The organism is Hyphobacterium lacteum (assembly GCF_036330345.1).
Lineage (GTDB): Bacteria > Pseudomonadota > Alphaproteobacteria > Caulobacterales > Maricaulaceae > Hyphobacterium > Hyphobacterium lacteum.
The window spans coordinates 1-18,894 of the sequence record NZ_JAZDRP010000002.1; the positions used below are offsets into that span (position 1 = coordinate 1).

The window sequence follows — 18,894 nt, forward strand, 5'->3', positions numbered from 1 at the left end:
AGCGGAGGAGGACGCCGGACGGTCGGTACGCTTCCCAATGAAAGCGGTGGTTTCAGCCGTCATGAAGGCCGTGGCGGTGGCGACGGACGGGGCGCACGCGGCGGCAATCGCGGCGGTGCCGGTGGCCCCGGCGCACGCGGCGGCAATCGCGGTGGACGTGATGGCCAGGGTGCCCGCGGTGGAAATCGCGGAGGCTATGGTGCCCGTGGTGGTAATCGCGGCGGTAACACATTCCGCGGCTCCGGCGCGAACGGCGGACGCAGGGATGCCTATCGTGACGGATGGCGCGATGGCCGCACCGGTCAGCGCAATGGAATTCGTGACCAGCGCAATGGTCGCGGCACGGCTTACCGCAACGGTGTACGTGATGGCCGAGATGCCCGGCGTAGTCGTCACAACGGCTACCGGGGCTATAATGGCCGTCGGGATGCCTATCGGAATGGTTATCGCAATGGCCGCTATACCAACAGGGGTGGCCGCGCCGGTGCCTATCGCCGCGGCTATGTGAACGGCCAGTACGATGCCCGGTCCTATTACCGGAACTATCGCCGGCCGGCCCGTACGTCATGGCATTACCACACGCGCTATTACGATGCCGGCTATAACCGCTACAATAACTGGCACTATTATGACCGGGGCTGCCGTTCCAACGGTGATCAGGTCCTGGCCGGTGCCATTCTCGGTGCCCTTTTCGGTGCCGCTGTAGCAGATGATGACGCCGCAGGCGCACTGATTGGCGGCTTCTTCGGAGCCGGCCTGGGTTCGGCCCTGAATGATTGTGACCGCGGCCAGCTTCATTATGCGGTCAGCTACTCCTTCACCAACGGCTCGCCCTATTACTGGCACAACCCGTACACCGGTGTGCGCGGTATCGTGACCGCCCGTGATTATTACAATTACGGTGGCCGCCGTTGCCGCTGGGGTGATGCCGAAATCTACATGCCGGACGGCAGCTACGTCATCGACGAAGTCCGCATGTGCCAGGATGCTTACGGACGCTGGCAGGTCGCAAGCCGCCAGTAGGTCTCAGCCCTGAGCGAGCAGAAAGCCGGTTCCTGAACAGGAGCCGGCTTTTTGTTCATGCTGGGCTCATCACGACTGGCATAGAAGTTGAAGCAACGCCGGAAATGTCCGGCTTTGAAATCGGAGAAGTCAAATGATCGGTATCCGCACCCTCCTCGTTTCTGCCGCTTCGGCGATCGTGCTTGTGCCGGCTGCCCAGGCGCAGACCCAGTATCAGTCCCAGGCCGATTGCGAGAACAACCGTCAGGGCCGTCAGGTCGCCGGCGCCATTGTCGGAGCCATTATCGGTGGCGTGCTCGGCGCCGAGATCGAAGACGAGATCGATGATCGCGACAATTACCGCGGCCGCCATCATGGCGGTTATCGGGGTTATCGCGGACGTGGTGGCCGTGGCTACCACCGGGGCCGCCGGTATGAACAACGCCATGACAATGATGTCGCCGTTGTCGCCGGTGCCGGTCTTGGCGCGCTCGTCGGTGCAGGCGTGGCCGGTGGTCAACCCTGCGGGCCGGACTATCGCAATCGTGATACCGGTTATTATGGCGACAATTACGGCTATCAGGACCCGTATTACGACAATAGCTACAGCCAGACGGATTACGGATATAACCAGCCCTACAGCAACAATGACGGCTATTATCAGGATCCGTACAATTACCAGGATCCGTACAATAATAACGTCTATTACGGTAATGAGGGCCTGGCCGGAGCTCCGGCAACCCAGCCGCGTGTCTACCAGACCGCTACGCCGCAAACCGGCAATTGCCGCTGGATGACCACGCGCAGCCAGAACCAGTATGGCTCGGTAACGGCCAACGAGGTCTATATGTGCCAGGGCATCGACGGCATCTGGCGTCCGGCCCGGTAACTATCCCTTGCGGGCGTGGATGAGAAACTCACGGTTTCCATCCCCGCCTTTTATCGGACTGTCGGTCACCTTACGAATTTCAAATCCGTAGCGGCCGTTCAGCCAGATACGGAACCTTTCCAGCGCCGCCTGCAGGGCGGCGTTGTCCTTTACAATACCGCCTTTTCCGACGGCTGACCGTCCGACCTCGAATTGCGGTTTGAACAGGGCGATCAGGTCACACGGATCGGCTGCCAGAGACAACGGAATTTCAATGACCTTGGCGAGGCCGATAAAGCTGGCATCGCAGGTGATGACCGCCGGTCTCCCGACCATCGATTCTGTCAGATCGCGTGCATCCTGAGCTTCCAGCGAGGTGACGCGTTCATCCTCGCGAAGACGGGGATGCAACTGGCCGGATCCGACATCAACGCCGATGACACGCGCCGCCCCCGCTTCCAGCAGGACCTCCACGAAGCCACCAGTTGATGTGCCGATATCCAGACAGTGCTTTCCAGCGACCGCGACATCAAATGTCTCCAGCGCTTTCTTCAGCTTCAGCGCAGCACGGCTGACAAAGGGATGCAGAGCTTCGGCCTCGACCCGCGCCCCGCCGGTAACCGGCGTGGACGCCTTGCGTACCACCTTGCCGTCAAGCCTGACAAGGCCCGCCTCAATGGCTTCGCGGGCACGTGCACGGCTTTCGAATTGGCAGTGTTCGACCAGATAGACGTCGAGGCGGGACTTGCTCACCGCTATTGGGCGGCACCGATGACCGCCGCAGCCTCTTCATTTCGGCCCAGCGCATCCAGTGCACAGGCCACGATGTGCGGCGCGTTCAGACCGGCCTCGTCATACATGCGCTCGGGCGTGTCCTGATCCTGGAAAACATCCGGCAGCGTCATGGTCCGTATCTTCAGACCCTGATCCAGAGCACCGCGTTCGGCATAGAAGTGCAGAACGAAGGCCCCGAAACCGCCGCGGGCGCCCTCTTCAATGGTAATGACAACTTCATGTTCGCGCGCCAGGCGGGTCAGAAGGTCTTCATCCAGCGGCTTGGCGAAGCGGGCATCAGCCACCGTCGTCGAGAGGCCTCTGGCCGCCAGTTCGTCCGCAGCCTTCAGCGCTTCCTGCAGGCGCCCGCCCAGCGACACCAGCGCAATCTGAGTACCTTCGCGGACAATCCGGCCCTTGCCGATTTCCAGCGGCGCGGCAATTTCCGGAATATCAAGGCCGATGCCGGAGCCGCGGGGATAGCGGAATCCGCTCGGCCGGTCATCGATTTCAACCGAAGTGGCAACCATGCGGGCGAGCTCGGCCTCGTCCGCGGCAGCCATCAGCACAAAGCCCGGCAGCGCGCCCAGATAACCGATATCGAAGGATCCCGCATGGGTCGCACCGTCAGCGCCGACAAGACCTGCCCGGTCGATGGCAAAGCGCACAGGCAGTTTCTGGATCGCCACATCATGGACGACCTGATCATAGCCGCGCTGCAGGAAAGTCGAATAAATGGCCGCAAACGGCTTCATTCCTGCTGCTGCGAGACCGCCGGCAAAGGTTACAGCGTGCTGTTCGGCGATACCCACATCAAAGGTCCGCTCCGGAAACGCTTCGCCAAACAGGTCAAGCCCCGTGCCACCCGGCATTGCGGCGGTGACGGCGCAGATACGCTCATCACGCCTCGCTTCCTTGATCAGCGACTGGGCAAAGACCTTGGTATAGCTGGGTGGCCCGCCAGCAGACTTCTTTTGCTCGCCAGTGATGACATTGAACTTGGAAACGCCGTGATACTTGTCGTCCGACGCTTCCGCCGGCGCATAGCCCTTGCCCTTCTGTGTCACCACATGGACGAGGACAGGGCCCCGATCGAATTCCTTCACATTCTTCAGCACCTGGGTCAGGGCTTCCAGATCGTGACCGTCGATCGGGCCGACATAGTAAAAGCCCATTTCCTCGAACAGAGTGCCACCAACCGCCATGCCATGGGCATATTCCTCGGCCTTGCGGATCGTCTTTTCGAGGCCCACAGCCTTGGCGACTGCTTTGCCCATCTTGCGGAAGGAACGATATCCGCGCGACGAGACCAGCTTCGCGAAATAATGGCTCATTGCACCAACGGGCGGTGCAATCGACATGTCGTTGTCATTGAGGATGACGACCATTTTCTTGGCCATCGCCCCGGCATTATTCATCGCCTCATAGGCCATGCCTGCCGACATCGAACCATCACCGATGACAGCGATAACATTCTGGTCTTCGGACTTCAGATCGCGCGCTACGGTGAAACCCAGCGCTGCAGATATCGATGTAGAGGCATGAGCCGCGCCGAAAGGATCGTATTCACTTTCCGACCGCTTCGTGAAACCCGACAGGCCACCGCCCTGCCGCAACGTCCGGATCCGGTCACGGCGTCCCGTCAGTATCTTGTGCGGATAGCATTGATGGCCGACATCCCAGATCAGCACGTCCTTGGGTGTATCGAAGACATGGTGCAGCGCGACGGTCAGCTCGACCACGCCTAGCCCGGCGCCCAGATGGCCACCCGTGGTGGAAACGGCATCAATGGTCTCGGCGCGCACATCATCAGCCAGAAGCCGCAAACGCTCGAGCGGCATCCCCTTGAGGTCGTCGGGCGTGTTCACGCCATCGAGGATCGGGGTTTCTACAGCCATTCGAATTCGTTTCCTTCGTTCACGAGCGCCGTTCAAGCACATAATCGGCCGCGCGTCGCAAAAGCTTTGCACTTTCACCGAAAGGTTCAAGGTGATCCTTGGCTTGCGCGGCAAGACGACGCGCCCTGTCTCGCGCGCCTTCAAGGCCAAGAATGGTCACAAAAGTGGCCTTGCCTTGATTTTCGTCCTTGCCGACCGCTTTGCCGGTTTCATCCAGACTGCCTTCGGCATCCAGGAGGTCATCGCGGATCTGGAAAGCAAGGCCAACATCGTGCGCATAGCCTTCGAGAGCACGCCGGTCATCCTTTGTCGCTCCAGACAGTATTGCCCCTGCTTCCGCCGCAAAGGCGATCAGCGCACCGGTCTTCATACGCTGCATGCGCGTAATGATATTGATATCGGCATCGATCCGGTCGGCGCTCATATCAATCATCTGCCCGCCGACCATGCCTTTTGCACCGGACGCCTGAGCCAGTTTCGTTATCAGCTCGAGGCGACGGTTGGGATTCGCGTCCGTATCCGGATCGGCCAGCAGTTCAAAGGCGAAGGTCTGCAGCGCATCGCCAGCCAGTACCGCAGTTGCCTCATCATATTCCTTGTGCACGGTCGGACGGCCACGCCGGACATCATCATCGTCCATGCAGGGCAAATCGTCATGCACCAGCGAATAGGCATGAATGCATTCAATCGCCGTTGCAACGCGCAAAAGACCCGTCTCGTCAGCGCCAATCATCCGGCCAGCCTCGATCGCGATGAAGGGACGCAAGCGCTTGCCCGGCCCCAGCGCGGCATATCGCATCGCCGAGATAACACGCGCTTCCGGCCCGTTTGCGCGCGGCAGCAAAGCGTCCATGGCGACAGTGACGCGGTCGGCGGTCTCAGCCAGCAGCGCGCGAAAATCGTCCATCAGGCAAGATCTGCATCTTCGGTGCGCGCATTGCCGCTATCGTCGAGAACGATCTTTTCGACCTTCAATTCGGCTTCGCGGAGCTTCTTCTCGCAATGCGCTTTCAACGCCGCACCGCGCTCGTAGATGGCAATGGATTTCTCGAGCTCGACATCACCGGATTCCAGCTGCTGGACGATCGTTTCCAGCTCGGCCAGTGCGGCTTCAAAGCTCATGTCTTCTATTTTTGGGCCAGCATCGGACAAGGGTCGGCTCCTGTTAGACGGACGTCACATTAGGCAGGCGCTATGCGGACCGCAATCCGGCGCACCTAGCGAATTTTTTCATAGCGGCGGTTGGACCAATAGGTGTCTCCGCCATCCTGCACGCATCTCCAGCCACGCCGTTTCAGAGCCGGACGCAGCATCCGGTTGAACCAGCCATGGGCACACAGGACAACATTGCCCTCTTCGGCGGCAATCACCAGCTTGTCAGCAGCACGTTCAGCCCGCAACTCGGCCTCACGCCGCGTTTCAAGCCCGCGTGAGAAACCCAGCCACCAGAATATCCGGGCATAAACGCCCCAGGTTCCGGGCTTCAGCGTTCCCGACATTTGCGGTGGCGGCAATGGCGCCTCGACAAAGTCCGGATCAATCACCAGCCGGCGATCGGGTGCGGCGGCGCGGGCGGTCTCGATAGCCCGTGGCAGGGAACTGGCAAACACGACGCGGGCCTCGGCAGCGGCCTGCACCAGCTCATCCGGTGGCTCCTGGCCCGGCGCCAGGCCCGCCGCATCATAGCCCTTCCACCAGTGCTCATAACCTTCCCAGTCAATTTTCACCGTGCGATCAGCATCGGGCATGCCGTGCCGCGCAATGGTGATGGAACCGCAAACCGGTTCGGTTGGATGATTCGGATCGGTCATAAGTTCAGATCGGGGGGCGGACGGGCCGTTACCGGCAAGCCCCCTAACTCGCCAGCAAGGTTTCGACAAAGGCCGTGGCGGAACGCCCCAGCGCGCCAAGTTCGTAACCGCCCTCCAGACAACACACAAGCCGTGAAGACGCTATGCGTTGAGAAAGCTGTGCAAGCGAGCGGGCCGCATGGGCAAAGTCCGCTTCCTCCAGCATCAGCCCGGCCAGCGGGTCCGCCTCGTGTCCGTCGAAACCGGCGGACACCAGGATCAGTTCCGGCTGCTGCGCTTCCACCGCAGGAATCAACTCTTCATCCAGCCTGCGCTGCCAGATTTCGCCTCCGGTGCCGCCGCCGACCGTGACGTTGATGACATTGCCGTTCAGCCCCGTCTCGTGCTCATGGCCAGTCCCCGGATAGAGCGGCGATTCATGAATGGAGCCGAAGACTACACGCGGTTCGGTTTCGGCCAGCTCCTGGGATCCGTTCCCGTGGTGCACATCAATATCGATAATGGCGACGCGCGACAGCCCATGCCCGTCCAGCGCATGCAGGGCAGCAATGGCGATATTGTTGAAAAGACAAAAGCCCATCGGCCGGTCACGTTCGGCATGATGGCCCGGCGGGCGCGTTGCGCAAAAAGCCGCTTCGGCCTCGCCCGCCATCACCTTGTCTACGGCCTGGACCGCGGCTCCCGCGCCGCACAGCGCGGCCTCCAGCGATCCGCGCGACATGAAGGTGTCAAAATCAAAACCGTGAAAGGCTTCATGGCTGGCGGGTTCACCATTGAAGACCATGTCGACATGCGCCGGGCTATGGAAACGGGAGATTTCCTCACGCGTCGCGCGACGGGCGTCGATCCTCGGCAAGCCGCGGATTGCCGCACTGGCTTCGAAAGCATCCAGTACAGCGCCCAGCCGCTCCGGAGATTCGGAATGCGGCGGCGGAACACGGTGCTGGAAACCGGCATGCGAGGTGAGGATGACCGTTTTCATGACCGCTGATCTAGCGGTCCTGCCGGTCAGGTCAAAGCGCTTTAAAGGCGTTTGGCCTGAAAATCCCCGACCCGTGACGGGAGGATCACCAGCTGCGGCATGAATTCACTGTAATTGCAGGTCAGTTCCTGGCCGCGGCGGATGGCCCGGCGAGCATATCCGTCGCCATCGCTGCGAAACTCGATCAAGGCATCATCGCTGTGATTGAGGAAGCGGGAATGATCGCCATCCAGCAGATATCCGCCAAGGCCGGCATCGAAATAGGCATAGCGCTCGACGAATTTCTGGAAGACCGGGCTGGCCCGTTCCAATTCCTCTGCAGAGATCAGGCGATCAATGCCGAGATCCAGGGTCCAGACACGCGCGCCTTTTCGGACAGGCTGGGCTGCAAAAACGCCAACGCCCTCAATATGGCTGGGGCCGGCATAGGTATCAATCAGTAACATGTCAGGTCGAACGCCAGGGCGTCTGCGTCGACAGACCCATAATGACCAGCGGACTCAAACGTCCGCAGAGTACGACGCTCCAGCGTCCATATTGACGGTTTTACAGAAAACGCAAATCACATTTTTGGACGGCAGATCAGTGCGTCAGCTGAATGTCCATGATCTTCACCCCCGGCGGCGCCGGCGGGTTGTCCGGTACGAAAAAGTCCGGCAGCAATTCCTCTCCGGGAGACACCGAATACTGGTCCAGATTGGTGACGCCTTCCGACACCAGGAAGCTGTCATCAATCAGGAAATTCCCGGTGAATTCCGCCGCCGGCTTGTTCAGCACATGCCAGGCCGTATCCGCAAGAATGTCCGGTTTACGGCAGTTCTTGAAGGCTTCTTCGCCTGCCAGCACATTGGCGATGGCGGCGGTTGCAACAGCGGTGCGCGGCCAGATCGCATTGGCCGCGATTTTCCCCTTGAACTCGCCGGACCAGCCCAGAATACACAGGCTCATCCCGTATTTGGCGCTGGTATAGGCGACATGCGGGGCAAACCATTTCACCTGCATGTCCAAGGGCGGTGAAAGGGCCAGAATGTGCGGGTTGGACGATTGTTCCAGATGCGGCAGGCATTTCTGGGTGACCAGATAGGTACCGCGCGCATTCACCTGGTGCATCAGATCCCAGCGCTTGACCGGCGTGTCCTTCGTGCTCATCGGGAAAATCGCCGAGGCATTGTTGATCACGGCATCAATACCGCCAAAGTGCTGGGCCGCCTTGGCCACAGCTTCCTCGACATTCGCTTCATCGCGGATATCGACCACCAGCGGCAGCGCCTTGCCGCCGGCCTTCTCGATGGCCTCGGCAGCCGTGTAGATCGTACCTTCCAGCTTGGGATGGGGTTCGGCCGTCTTGGCCGCAATCACCACATTCGCACCGTCTCGTGCGCAACGTTCGCCGATGGCCAGGCCGATACCGCGGCTGGCCCCCGTAATGAAAAGCGTCTTGCCTTCAAGTGACATGCGATCCTCCCCTGGGATTGGTTACAGCCCCCGCCAGATCCGTCCTGTCGGGCAGTAAAGCCCTGCATCATTGCGGCAACGATTGAAGGTGAACATCACGGTTTCCGCGCGGCCCACCACTTCCGTCAATCGGATATCGCCCGGTCCACCCCGGTAGCGGTCCACACGGCTGTCAGTCGAGCTGTCCCGGTTATCGCCCATGGCGAACACATAGCCGTCCCGAACCGTGACCGGTCCGTAATTGTCCAGACTTTCCTCGTCGGACCGTTCGTAGATTTCGTGCTGAACCCCTTCAGGCAGGGTCTCGACATAGGCTGTGACTTCCACGACCCGGTTCGGCTGGGCATGTGGACGGTAGCGCCGCTGTTCGATCTCTTCACGCTCCACCAGCTCGCCATTGATGTAGAGGCGCCCTTCCTGAACCTGGATGACATCTCCGGGCAGGCCGATCACACGCTTGATCAGGTTGCGGCGCTGGTCTGGCGTGCGAAACACGATCACATCTCCGCGCTCCGGCGTCCGCGGAAAGAGACGGAAATCGACACTGTCCGGCACGTAATAGCCCAGGCCCAGCGGCAGCGAATGCCGCGAATAGCCATAGGCCCATTTCGACACCAGAACGCGGTCCCCGACTTCAAGTGTCGGCTGCATGCTTTCAGATGGAATGTGAAAAGGCGCAAACAGGAAGGTAATGATGGTCAACCAGACGCCGGCAACCCCGGCAAAAAACCTGATCGTATCCATGACTTCGCCAGCCGCGCCGCCAGCCATCCGTTTCAAAAAAGACATCACTTGAGCTTGACCGCCGTTCCGTATGCGAGAATTTCCGACGACCCTTCCATAATGGCCGACGTCGAAAAACGAAAGCTGATGATGGCATCAGCGCCGAGGCTTTGCGCATGCGTCAGCATTCGCGCATAGGCTTCCTCGCGCGATTCCTCCAGCAAGCGCGAATATTCATTGACCTCGCCTCCGATCAGGTTGCGAAGCGCTGCAAAGATATCCCGGACGAAAAACCGCGCCTTCACGACGCTGCCGCGGGCAATGCCGATAATTTCCGCCACTTCGCGGCCCGGGATTTCATGCGCCATGGTCACCGGAATGCTCAACGCGGTTTCTCCCTTTCAACCGGCCGCTCCTCGATGGCTGTCAGGAAGATCAGCGCGATTCCAGCGGACGGGATTATCGCCAGGAAGAACCAGATAATTGACAGCGGAAAGCCGAGCATTGCCCCGGAAACAGCGTCGATAATCAGCGCAAGAGCCAACAGGACGGCACCACCGAAGACCAGCCCGTAACCGAGCCACAAGCGCCTCTGGATCCTTTGCATTGATACCCTTTCCTGCTGACCTTTTCTGGCCATACTTTCATGGTGCGGTGACACCGCAACGAAAACAAGCCGCTAAAGGCATGAACATCGATTGAGGCTGAAATGAAGAACGTCACCCCTGCTGCCGAAACCGGCAGCGAATCCAATGAGCGCCTGCTCGCTGTGGTTGGCTACGTGCTTTTCCTGATTGGACCGGCCAACTTCCTGACCATGATCATCGCCGCGCTGATTGCCTGGTTCCGCCGGGAAAATGCGCCCGAATGGATCGCCAATCATTATGAGTTCCAGCTGCGCACCCTGTTCTATGCGATTGTCCTGCTGGTCATTGCAGCCGCATGTGCGCTGACAGTTATCCTGTTGCCGGTAGCCTTCCTGATCTGGCTGCTCTGGACGCTATGGGTCATCATCCGTGTCGTGGTCGGCCTCATCCGCCTGATCGACGGACGCCCCAACCCGGACCCGAAGACCTTCTGGGTCTAGGCGCCCAGCGCTGTATCATCGGCCAGAAGTCCGGCACCGCACTGGATGCCGGACAGAGCGGTCGGTGCCTGCGACAGGACTGTTTCGGCGAAATGCCGCGCGAGGGTGATTTTGCCATGAGCAAAGGCCGGGTCGCCCTCACCCATTTTCAGGAAGCGTTGCGCCGACACTGCGCCCACGCATAAAAGCCAGCCGCCAGTCACTTCGCCGGCAAGCTGCTGGAAGGCCGTGGCACCTGCCAGCATGTCTGACCGGTCGCGGCCCGGCTCGATCAACCATTTCGCCGCCGCTTCCAGAGCATCAGCGGCCGGGCCCAGACGGCGCGCCAGCTTGGGAAGTTCCGGATTGGACGAGGTCGAACAATCCTCCACCGTCTGGCGGATATCCTCCAGCAACTCGGCTAGCGGCGCCCCGCCAGCCATAGACAGCTTCCGGCCAACCAGATCGATGGCCTGTATACCGTTCGTGCCTTCATAGATCGGTGCGATCCGGGCATCGCGGTAATGCTGGGCCGCACCTGTTTCCTCGATGAAACCCATGCCGCCATGCACCTGTATCCCCAGCGACGACACCTCGACACCAATGTCTGTCGACCAGGCTTTAGAGATCGGCGTTAGCAATTCCTCACGGCGCTTGGCATAGGCCCGGTCTTCCTCGTCTTCCTCATATTCCGCTTCGTCAGCGGCGACCGCGCAGCAATAACAGACCGCCCTGGCGGCCTCGATCTTGGCCTTCATCGTGGTCAACATGTTGCGGACGTCCGGATGGTGGATGATGGCGTGTGGCGGCTCTCCGTCTGCACCCGGCGCGCGGCCCTGCTTGCGGTCCATCGCATAGGCCAGGGCTTGCTGATAGGCGCGCTCGGCAATACCGACGCCCTGCACGCCCACAGCCAGACGCGCCGCATTCATCATGATGAACATGGCGGCCATGCCGCCGAACTCCTCACCGATCAGCCAGCCTTTCGCATTCGTCATTTCCATCACGCAAGTCGGACTGCCATGGATGCCCATCTTGTGTTCCAGCCCGATCGCCCGGATCGAATTGCGCTCGCCCAGCGAGCCAGCCTCATTCACCAGGATTTTCGGAATCAGGAACAGGGAAATTCCCTTCGTGCCCGGTTGCCCGTCCGGGGTGCGGGCCAGCACACAGTGAATGATGTTCTCGGCGCAGTCATGCTCACCCCAGGTGATGTAGATTTTCTGGCCCGAGATTGACCAGCTGCCATCGCCATTCGGTTCCGCCTTGGTGCGCAGTGCCCCGACATCGGAACCGGCCTGCGGTTCGGTCAGCTGCATGGTCGCGGACCATTCACCCGTCATCAGCTTTGGCAGATACATCGCTTTCTGTTCGTCGGAGCCCTTTGCGATCAGCGCCTCAATCGTGCCGAAGGTCAGCATCGGGCCCAGGCTGAACGCCATGTTCGCCGATTGCAGGGTCTCCATTACGGCGGCGCCCAGAGCGCGCGGCAAACCCATCCCGCCATGCTCTGCCGGAAATTGCAGGCCCTGCCAGCCGCCTTCGACAAATTTTGCGTAGGCCTCCCTGATCCCCGGCGGCGTGGTCACCACACCGTCTTCCAGCTTGCAGCCTGCCAGATCGCCGGGGCGGTTCAGCGGCGCCAGCTCGTCATTGGCAAACTTGCCGGCTTCCTCGAGAATCGCCGCCGTCAGGTCCGAAGACAATTCAGGAAAGGCGCCGGTCGTCTTGAGGCCGTCCATGACGGCAATCTCTTCCAGAGCGAAACGGATATCTTCGATCGGTGCGCGATACATGCAATTCCCTCCAGGCCCACGGCGAACAAAGATAACGCAGCATTCCGGGGCGTCGAGCATCATGGTGCATCTATTGGCGGGCCTTCTGTCGCACCTTACGGCGCCACTTTGTTCTGCATGGGAAATACCGCACTTCCCGGGAATGGGGATGCGTCAGCCGCGGAAAGAGATATTATCCATTCAAACAATGCGAATGCGGAGCCAGGAATATGAGTGCACAGAATCGCTATTCCACTGTCGCCCTGACCCTGCACTGGATTCTCGCCATTCTTCTTGTGGGAATGGTATTTTTCGGCTGGCAGGCTGACGATGCCCGCGCGGCCCTGCTGGCCGGCGACGAATCGGTGACGCTCGAAGAGGTCCTTTTCCTCTTTAACTGGCACAAGACGGTGGGCCTTCTGGTTATTGTGCTGAGTCTTGGGCGGCTGGGCTGGCGTCTGACGCATCCGGCGCCGCCCCTTCCCGACGGCATGAAGCCCTGGGAGCGGGTGGTCGCGAAGGCCACGCACTGGGCATTCTATGCTCTGATGATCGGCCTGCCGCTCGGAGGCTGGCTCGCAGCTTCTACCGCTTCAGACGCCGATACAGGCCTGTTATTCAATATGGCATCTCTGCCCATTCCGGCCTTGACCGGCGAGAATGAGAGCCTGCACGAGATCGTCGCCTTCATGCATTCCAAAGGAGCATGGGCACTACTCATCCTGTTGGGACTGCATGTGCTGGCTGGCCTGAAACATCATTTTGTCGATCGCGACGACGTTCTCGCCCGCATGGTGCCATTCCTCAAGGTCAAGGGATAAAGAATGAAACTCCTCCCCCTGGGGCTCGCCCTTCTGGCGACAGCTCCTGCCATCGCTTCGGACTGGACGCTAGATCCTGCCGCAAGCAGCGTGACCTTCACCACCGAGGTCTTCAGCCGCCCTCTGACGGGTTCGTTTGGCCGCTTCGACGCCGACATCACTTTTGATCGGGCCGACCTCGAATCGGCGCGGATCGAAGGGCGTATCTTTGTCGCCAGCGGTGCAACCGGCAATGCCCAGTATGATTCGGAAATGACAGGCATTGACGGACTCGATGCAGAGCATCACCCGGTCGCCGTCTTTGTTTCGACACAGATCAGCGAAAGCGACCTCTGTGCCGACGCTGAAGGTGACTGCTATGTTGCAGATGGAAGATTGACGATCGCCGGAACAACGAAAGCCGCCCAACTGCCGTTTCGTCTGGTTATCGATGGCGATCGGGCAGCGGCGGACGGCCATTTTACGATCCATCGCGGTGATTTTGATGTCGGATCCGGTCTCTGGGGATCGGAAGGCGAAAATGTCGAGGTATGGCTCCATATCGAAGCAATCCGCTGAGCGCTCTTGATCGATCCGCCCTTGCGGCGCTAGCTGACATCATGCTTGCGCCCATTCTCTCCGGATCGTCCAGCTCGACGCTGGACAAAGCGGTTCAGACCCTGTCCGACGGTGGTCTCGTCGCCATCCCGACGGAAACCGTCTACGGGCTGGCCGCCGACGCGACCAATGGCACGGCGGTTGCTGCGCTTTACGCTGCCAAGGGCCGGCCGGCCTTCAATCCGCTGATTTCGCATGTCAGCGGACTGGCCATGGCGGAACAACTGGCCGAATTTACTCCGCTGGCGCGCCAGCTGGCCCAGCGTTTCTGGCCCGGCCCGTTGACCCTGGTCCTGCCACGCAAGCCCGATTGCCCGGTCAGCGAGCTGGCGAGTGCCGGGCTCGACACGATCGCTTTGCGCTGCCCCGGGCACGACATGGCGCGCGAACTGATCAGCCGCTTCGGCAAGCCGCTGGTTGCGCCCAGCGCCAACCCGTCCGGCGGTGTCAGTCCGACCACGCCGCTTCATGTGGCCGACGGTCTGGGCGAGAAAATCCAGCTCATTCTTGATGGCGGACCCTGCCGGGTCGGCGTTGAATCCACCGTCGTGGGCTTTGACGGCGAAACGCCCCTGCTTTTGCGCAAAGGCGGGCTGGCGCGAAGTGATATCGAAGCCATCACCGGCCCGCTGGCCAAACCGCCTGAAGGTTCACCGAAAGCCTCACCCGGCATGCTGAAAAGCCATTACGCGCCGCAGGCACCGCTGCGCCTCAATGCGACCACCGCCTATGATGGCGAAACGCTTTTGGGCTTTGGCAAGGTCAGGGGCACGGATCTCAGCCTCTCGCCGGATGGCGATCTGGCCGAAGCAGCCGCCAATCTGTTTGCCTATCTGCGCAAGCTGGACAAACCCGGCATCCGGCGGATTGCCGTCGCGCCGATTCCCGACGAAGGTTTGGGAGAAGCCATCAATGACCGCCTTCAGCGCGCTGCCGCACCGCGAGACAACACCTCATGACCAGCGACGCCATTGCCGCCCTCAAAACCGCACTCGGCCCGAAAGGCTGGAGCGAGGATCCAAACGATATTGCCGCACACACCCGCGACTGGCGTGGCCGCTGGCAAGGTGAAACACCGATCCTGCTGAAACCGGCCAATACCGAAGAGGTGTCGCAAGCCGTCCGCATTTGCGCCAAGGCCGGCATCGCCATCACCCCGCAGGGCGGAAATACCGGCCTTGTCGGTGGGTCCATCCCGCGTGGCGAAGTGCTGATCTCGATGAGCCGCATGCGGTCCATCCGCGAAATCGACACCGCGAATGATTCCATCACCGTGGATGCCGGCTGTATTCTGGAAACCGTGCAGGAAACGGCGGCGGAACAAAATCGCCTTTTCCCGTTGAGCCTCGGTTCACAGGGATCAGCCAGTATTGGCGGGCTGATCTCGACAAATGCCGGCGGAGTACACGTGCTGCGTTATGGCATGATGCGGGATCTGATCCTCGGCATCGAAGCTGTCCTGCCCGACGGGCGGATCTGGAACGGGCTGCGCGGCCTCAGAAAAGACAATTCAGGCTATGATCTGAAACAGGTCTTCATAGGTGCCGAAGGCACGCTGGGCATTGTCACGGCTGCCACGCTGAAACTCTTTCCGAAACCGGCCGAGATGTGCGTGGCCTTTGCCGGCATCCCCTCACCTGAAGCCGCAGTGGACTTGCTGGGCATCGCCAAGCAGGCCTCTGGCGGCAGCCTGTCAGCGCTGGAAATCGTACCGCGCAATGCACTGGAACTGGTTCTGGCGCACATTCCCGGAACCCGTGACCCGCTAGAACGCCCGCATCCCTGGTATGCCCTGCTGGAAATCGGCGCCGGCCGCATCGGCGAAGGCCGCACCGCCATGGAAGCCGCACTCGGCGAAGGCTTCGAGGCCGGACTGGTCCAGGATGCCGTGATTGCCGAAAACGAAACGCAAGCGCTGGCCCTTTGGCAATTACGGGAACCGATCGCAGAGGCTGAAAAGGCCCATGGCAAGGCGGCCAAGCATGACGTCTCCATCCCGGTTTCGCGCATCGCCGCCTTTATCCGCGAGGCGACTGACGCCTCCGAAAAACTGGTCGATGGCGCCAATGTCATCGCCTTCGGCCATGTCGGCGATGGCAATGTCCACTTCAACGTCGCTCACAGAAACGAGGGCGCCGGAGACGATTTTCTCAAGATCTGCGAACCGGCGACAGAAGCCATTTACGACCTTGTCCAGAAATACGGTGGCTCCATCGCTGCCGAACACGGTGTCGGCACGCTGAAATCCGGTGATCTCGCCCAGCGCCGGCCGCTGGAAGTCGAGCTGATGAAATCGATCAAGGCCGCGCTCGATCCCAAGGGGATCATGAATCCGCGCGTGCTAATCCCGGTGCGCTGAAGCCGGGGCCTTTAAACGCCGCGCCAATCGACCTAAGTCTGGGCCTCAGGAGGTCACCCATGCTCGTTCTGCTTTCGCCTGCCAAGCTGATGAATTTCGACGATGTCGCCTCGCCGATGCCGACCCAGCCGGAATTGCTGGACAGAACCGCGACGTTGTCGAAAACCACCCGCAATCTGACCAAGACAAAGATCCAGCAGATGATGGGACTGTCAGATGATCTGGCGCAGCTGAACTATGAGCGGTTCAAGGCTTTCGACCCGGAAAACCGCCATGGCAAACCCGCCGCGCTCACCTTCGCCGGAGATGTCTATCGCGGGCTGAAGGCGGAAGAACTGGAAGCGAACGATCTGGAATGGGCGCAGGATCATCTGCGTATCCTGTCGGGTCTTTATGGCGTGCTGCGTCCGTTGGACCAGATCCAGCCCTACCGGCTGGAAATGGGCACGAAGATCCACACACGCAAAGGCGAGACCCTTTATGATTTCTGGGGCTCCGACATCGCCAAGGCTCTGAACGCTTCACTGGAAAAGACCGGGTCGGATACAATCCTGAACCTCGCCTCGAACGAGTATTTCAAGGCCGTCGACAAGAAAGCGCTGAAGGCCAACATCATCGATGTCGCCTTCAAGGAAGAGAAAGACGGCAAATCCCGCCCGCTCTTCATGTTCACAAAGCTGGCCCGCGGCCTGATGGCGCGCTGGATCATCGAGAACCGGATTACCGATCCGGCCCGCCTGCGCGAGTTCGATGTCGAGGGATACCGCTTCGATCCGGAGGCTTCGTCGGGCGGCAAACTCGAATTCCGGCGTCCGCAACCGGCCCCGAAGAGCGCGAAGAAAGCCGCCTGACCCGTGAGAAGGCGGATGGTGCATCGCAACAAAGTTTGCTAACGGCACCAGCATGAATGCGATTTCGACAGATCTTGGCGGCCAGACGGCCGTTATTACCGGTTCGACCAGTGGTATCGGCGCGGCACTGGCCGATGGGCTGGCGGCGGCCGGCGCCAATATCGTGCTGAACGGTCTGGGCGACGAGGGCGAAATTGAGGCCCTGCGGGCATCACTCGCTGAAAAACACGGCGTCGAGGTCCGCTATCACAGCGCCAACATGATGAAGCCGGACGAGATTGCCGACCTTGTTGCCTATGCGCACAGTGAATTCGGCCGCCTGGACATTCTCGTCAACAATGCCGGAATCCAGCACGTTGCAAAGATCGAGGACTTCCCGGTCGAGAAATGGGATGCGATCATCGCGATCAACCTGACCAGCGCCTTCCACACGATTCGGGCCGCTGTGCCGGTGATGCGCGGACAAGGCCGTGGCCGGATCATCAATCTTGCCTCTGCCCACGCCCTGGTCGCCTCGCCATTCAAGGCCGCCTATGTCGCAGCCAAGCATGGCATTCTGGGCCTGACCAGAACCGTCGCACTGGAAGTCGCGGAAGCCGGGATCACGGTCAATGCGATCTGCCCGGGTTATGTGAAGACCCCTCTGGTCGAGGGACAGATTGCCGACACGGCGAAAGCGCGCGGTATCAGCGAGGAAGAGGTCGTCCGCGACGTCATGCTGAAAGCCCAGCCGACAAAGAAATTCGTCGAATATGACCAGCTGGTGGGCCTCTTGCTGTATCTCGCCAGCGATGCCGGCGCATCCTGTAATGGCGCAGCCTTCCCCGTCGATGGCGGCTGGACCGCAGCCTAGGCAGCGTCCACCTTCAGAGTTCCATCAGGGGCAGGCGCTGCCAGCGCCAGCAGGAATTGCGGATCCGCCTCCGGATCCAGCCAGATCTTCTGGGCATTGTCATCGAGGATGACCGGCATGCGGTCGTGATAATCGGCGGCATCCGCATTTGGCGTGGTCGTCAGGATCGTAAAGGTCAGCTGTTTCTGGCCGTCACCCCGGTCACGCGCCTCCCAGAGACCGGCGAAGATCAGAAGGTTGCCGTTCGGCCGCGAAAACCGCCACTTTGTCTTGCTGCCCGGCTTGCCCGTCCATTCATAGAAAGCCCGCGCCGGAACCAGCGCCCGCTTTTTCCTGAAGGCCGAGCGGAACATCGGCTTTTCGGCCACCGTTTCCGCACGCGCATTGAACATGGGCCGGGTTGGCTTTTCCTTCATCCAGCTGGGTTCCAGCCCCCAGCGCATCAGCACCACTTTCGTCTGGCCATCAGCGCCAACCGCAATCACCGGACCTGTGTCACCCGGCGAGAAATCCGCATCTGCAATAAAGTCCGGAACCTCCAGCCCGAGCATGGCGCTCAGCGTCTTGGGATCGATCTCGATGTCATAGCGTCCGCACATGAAAGCTGCCTTTGACCGGTTTTCGCTCTAGCTTTGCTGCAGAATGCGCAAGGTCAAGGAAACGCGATGAGTAAACAGGAACGCCCGATTGCCTGCGTGGGAGTGGTCTGCCGCCGGGGCGATGACGTCCTGCTGGTCAAGCGGGGCCGTGAACCCCTGAAGGGGAAATGGTCAATCCCGGGTGGGAAGATGGACTTTGGCGAGACCGTCCGCGAGGCTGCCTTGCGTGAACTGAAAGAGGAAACCGGCGTCGAAGCGCGGATCACCCGTCTGATTGATGTTGTCGATTCGGTCATGGGTGACCGGCATTATGTGCTGATCGATTTCGAGGCGGAATGGATCAGCGGCGAACCCGAGGCGGCCGACGATGCCGACGCCGCTGAATTCGTAGCCGTCGAGGAGGCCATGCAAAGGGTCAGCTGGGATGAGACACGGCGTGTCATCACTCCCGCCTAGACCT

22 protein-coding genes and 1 pseudogene are annotated in these 18,894 nt (G+C 60.6%); 10 read left to right on the forward strand and 13 right to left on the reverse strand.

The window, feature by feature from the left end; genetic code table 11:
* Nucleotides 1–1,023, forward strand: a pseudogene (locus V0U79_RS02505) (hypothetical protein); the annotation flags it as partial.
* Between the two features lie 133 nt (nucleotides 1,024–1,156).
* A complete protein-coding gene (locus tag V0U79_RS02510) occupies nucleotides 1,157–1,891 on the forward strand; it encodes a hypothetical protein (RefSeq protein ID WP_330197886.1) in 735 nt (244 codons plus the stop codon).
* Here the strand turns inward: V0U79_RS02510 and V0U79_RS02515 are convergent, their stop codons facing one another.
* The 11 genes from V0U79_RS02515 to V0U79_RS02565 all read right to left on the reverse strand — a co-directional run bounded on the left by V0U79_RS02515 (nucleotide 1,892) and on the right by V0U79_RS02565 (nucleotide 10,120).
* Entirely contained in the window at nucleotides 1,892–2,623 is a 732-nt protein-coding gene (locus tag V0U79_RS02515) for a TlyA family RNA methyltransferase (RefSeq protein ID WP_330197887.1), read from the reverse strand.
* Between the two features lie 2 nt (nucleotides 2,624–2,625).
* A complete protein-coding gene (gene dxs, locus V0U79_RS02520) occupies nucleotides 2,626–4,542 on the reverse strand; it encodes a 1-deoxy-D-xylulose-5-phosphate synthase (protein WP_330197888.1) in 1,917 nt (638 codons plus the stop codon).
* A 19-nt stretch (nucleotides 4,543–4,561) separates the two neighbouring features.
* Nucleotides 4,562–5,449 (reverse strand): polyprenyl synthetase family protein, encoded by an 888-nt coding sequence (locus V0U79_RS02525; protein WP_330197889.1) that lies wholly within the window; start codon nucleotides 5,447–5,449, stop codon nucleotides 4,562–4,564.
* On the reverse strand, nucleotides 5,449–5,694 hold the full coding sequence (locus tag V0U79_RS02530) for an exodeoxyribonuclease VII small subunit (protein ID WP_330197890.1): 246 nt from the start codon (nucleotides 5,692–5,694) through the stop codon (nucleotides 5,449–5,451). The genes V0U79_RS02525 and V0U79_RS02530 overlap by 1 nt, the downstream gene beginning before the upstream one ends.
* Before the next feature lie 65 nt (nucleotides 5,695–5,759).
* Nucleotides 5,760–6,353: a histidine phosphatase family protein gene (locus tag V0U79_RS02535; protein WP_330197891.1), complete on the reverse strand. Its 594-nt coding sequence runs from the start codon at nucleotides 6,351–6,353 to the stop codon at nucleotides 5,760–5,762.
* Between the two features lie 43 nt (nucleotides 6,354–6,396).
* The gene (locus V0U79_RS02540; protein ID WP_330197892.1) at nucleotides 6,397–7,335 is read right to left on the reverse strand and encodes a histone deacetylase family protein; all 939 of its coding nucleotides are present in this window, start codon (nucleotides 7,333–7,335) and stop codon (nucleotides 6,397–6,399) included.
* 41 nt (nucleotides 7,336–7,376) lie between these two features.
* Nucleotides 7,377–7,781: an SET domain-containing protein gene (locus tag V0U79_RS02545; RefSeq protein ID WP_330197893.1), complete on the reverse strand. Its 405-nt coding sequence runs from the start codon at nucleotides 7,779–7,781 to the stop codon at nucleotides 7,377–7,379.
* A gap of 136 nt (nucleotides 7,782–7,917) precedes the next feature.
* Nucleotides 7,918–8,790 (reverse strand): SDR family oxidoreductase, encoded by an 873-nt coding sequence (locus V0U79_RS02550; RefSeq protein WP_330197894.1) that lies wholly within the window; start codon nucleotides 8,788–8,790, stop codon nucleotides 7,918–7,920.
* A gap of 21 nt (nucleotides 8,791–8,811) precedes the next feature.
* The gene (gene lepB / locus V0U79_RS02555; RefSeq protein WP_330197895.1) at nucleotides 8,812–9,579 is read right to left on the reverse strand and encodes a signal peptidase I; all 768 of its coding nucleotides are present in this window, start codon (nucleotides 9,577–9,579) and stop codon (nucleotides 8,812–8,814) included.
* On the reverse strand, nucleotides 9,579–9,881 hold the full coding sequence (locus tag V0U79_RS02560; RefSeq protein ID WP_373696430.1) for a YbjQ family protein: 303 nt from the start codon (nucleotides 9,879–9,881) through the stop codon (nucleotides 9,579–9,581). Before V0U79_RS02560 ends, lepB begins: the two co-directional genes overlap by 1 nt.
* 14 nt (nucleotides 9,882–9,895) lie before the next feature.
* Complete coding sequence (locus V0U79_RS02565) at nucleotides 9,896–10,120, reverse strand: hypothetical protein (RefSeq protein WP_330197897.1); 225 nt, start codon at nucleotides 10,118–10,120, stop codon at nucleotides 9,896–9,898.
* A 102-nt stretch (nucleotides 10,121–10,222) separates the two neighbouring features.
* Between V0U79_RS02565 and V0U79_RS02570 the strand changes: the two genes are divergently transcribed.
* Entirely contained in the window at nucleotides 10,223–10,600 is a 378-nt protein-coding gene (locus V0U79_RS02570; RefSeq protein ID WP_330197898.1) for a magnetosome magnetite crystal formation protein family, read from the forward strand.
* Here V0U79_RS02570 and V0U79_RS02575 read toward each other — a convergent pair.
* Nucleotides 10,597–12,375, reverse strand: a complete 1,779-nt coding sequence (locus V0U79_RS02575; protein ID WP_330197899.1) for an acyl-CoA dehydrogenase — start codon at nucleotides 12,373–12,375, stop codon at nucleotides 10,597–10,599. The genes V0U79_RS02570 and V0U79_RS02575 overlap by 4 nt on opposite strands.
* Before the next feature lie 209 nt (nucleotides 12,376–12,584).
* Here V0U79_RS02575 and V0U79_RS02580 point away from each other — a divergent pair, with 209 nt between their 5' ends.
* From V0U79_RS02580 to V0U79_RS02605, 6 genes are read left to right on the forward strand one after another with little or no spacing between them, the layout of a single operon-like run.
* Nucleotides 12,585–13,175: a cytochrome b gene (locus V0U79_RS02580; protein WP_330197900.1), complete on the forward strand. Its 591-nt coding sequence runs from the start codon at nucleotides 12,585–12,587 to the stop codon at nucleotides 13,173–13,175.
* Between the two features lie 3 nt (nucleotides 13,176–13,178).
* Entirely contained in the window at nucleotides 13,179–13,733 is a 555-nt protein-coding gene (locus V0U79_RS02585; RefSeq protein ID WP_330197901.1) for a YceI family protein, read from the forward strand.
* Nucleotides 13,734–13,774: 41 nt separating this feature from the next.
* On the forward strand, nucleotides 13,775–14,731 hold the full coding sequence (locus V0U79_RS02590) for an L-threonylcarbamoyladenylate synthase (protein ID WP_330197902.1): 957 nt from the start codon (nucleotides 13,775–13,777) through the stop codon (nucleotides 14,729–14,731).
* The gene (locus V0U79_RS02595) at nucleotides 14,728–16,131 is read left to right on the forward strand and encodes an FAD-binding oxidoreductase (protein WP_330197903.1); all 1,404 of its coding nucleotides are present in this window, start codon (nucleotides 14,728–14,730) and stop codon (nucleotides 16,129–16,131) included. Before V0U79_RS02590 ends, V0U79_RS02595 begins: the two co-directional genes overlap by 4 nt.
* A 59-nt stretch (nucleotides 16,132–16,190) precedes the next feature.
* On the forward strand, nucleotides 16,191–16,982 hold the full coding sequence (gene yaaA, locus V0U79_RS02600) for a peroxide stress protein YaaA (protein ID WP_330197904.1): 792 nt from the start codon (nucleotides 16,191–16,193) through the stop codon (nucleotides 16,980–16,982).
* A 52-nt stretch (nucleotides 16,983–17,034) separates the two neighbouring features.
* Entirely contained in the window at nucleotides 17,035–17,835 is an 801-nt protein-coding gene (locus tag V0U79_RS02605; protein ID WP_330197905.1) for a 3-hydroxybutyrate dehydrogenase, read from the forward strand.
* On the opposite strand, the gene V0U79_RS02610 is transcribed toward V0U79_RS02605, so the two are convergent.
* Entirely contained in the window at nucleotides 17,832–18,434 is a 603-nt protein-coding gene (locus tag V0U79_RS02610) for an SOS response-associated peptidase (RefSeq protein WP_330197906.1), read from the reverse strand. The two genes, V0U79_RS02605 and V0U79_RS02610, sit on opposite strands and share 4 nt — an antisense overlap.
* A gap of 66 nt (nucleotides 18,435–18,500) precedes the next feature.
* Here V0U79_RS02610 and V0U79_RS02615 point away from each other — a divergent pair, with 66 nt between their 5' ends.
* Nucleotides 18,501–18,890, forward strand: coding sequence for an NUDIX hydrolase (locus tag V0U79_RS02615; protein ID WP_330197907.1), 390 nt, complete (start codon nucleotides 18,501–18,503; stop codon nucleotides 18,888–18,890).
* Nucleotides 18,891–18,894: the final 4 nt, after the last annotated feature.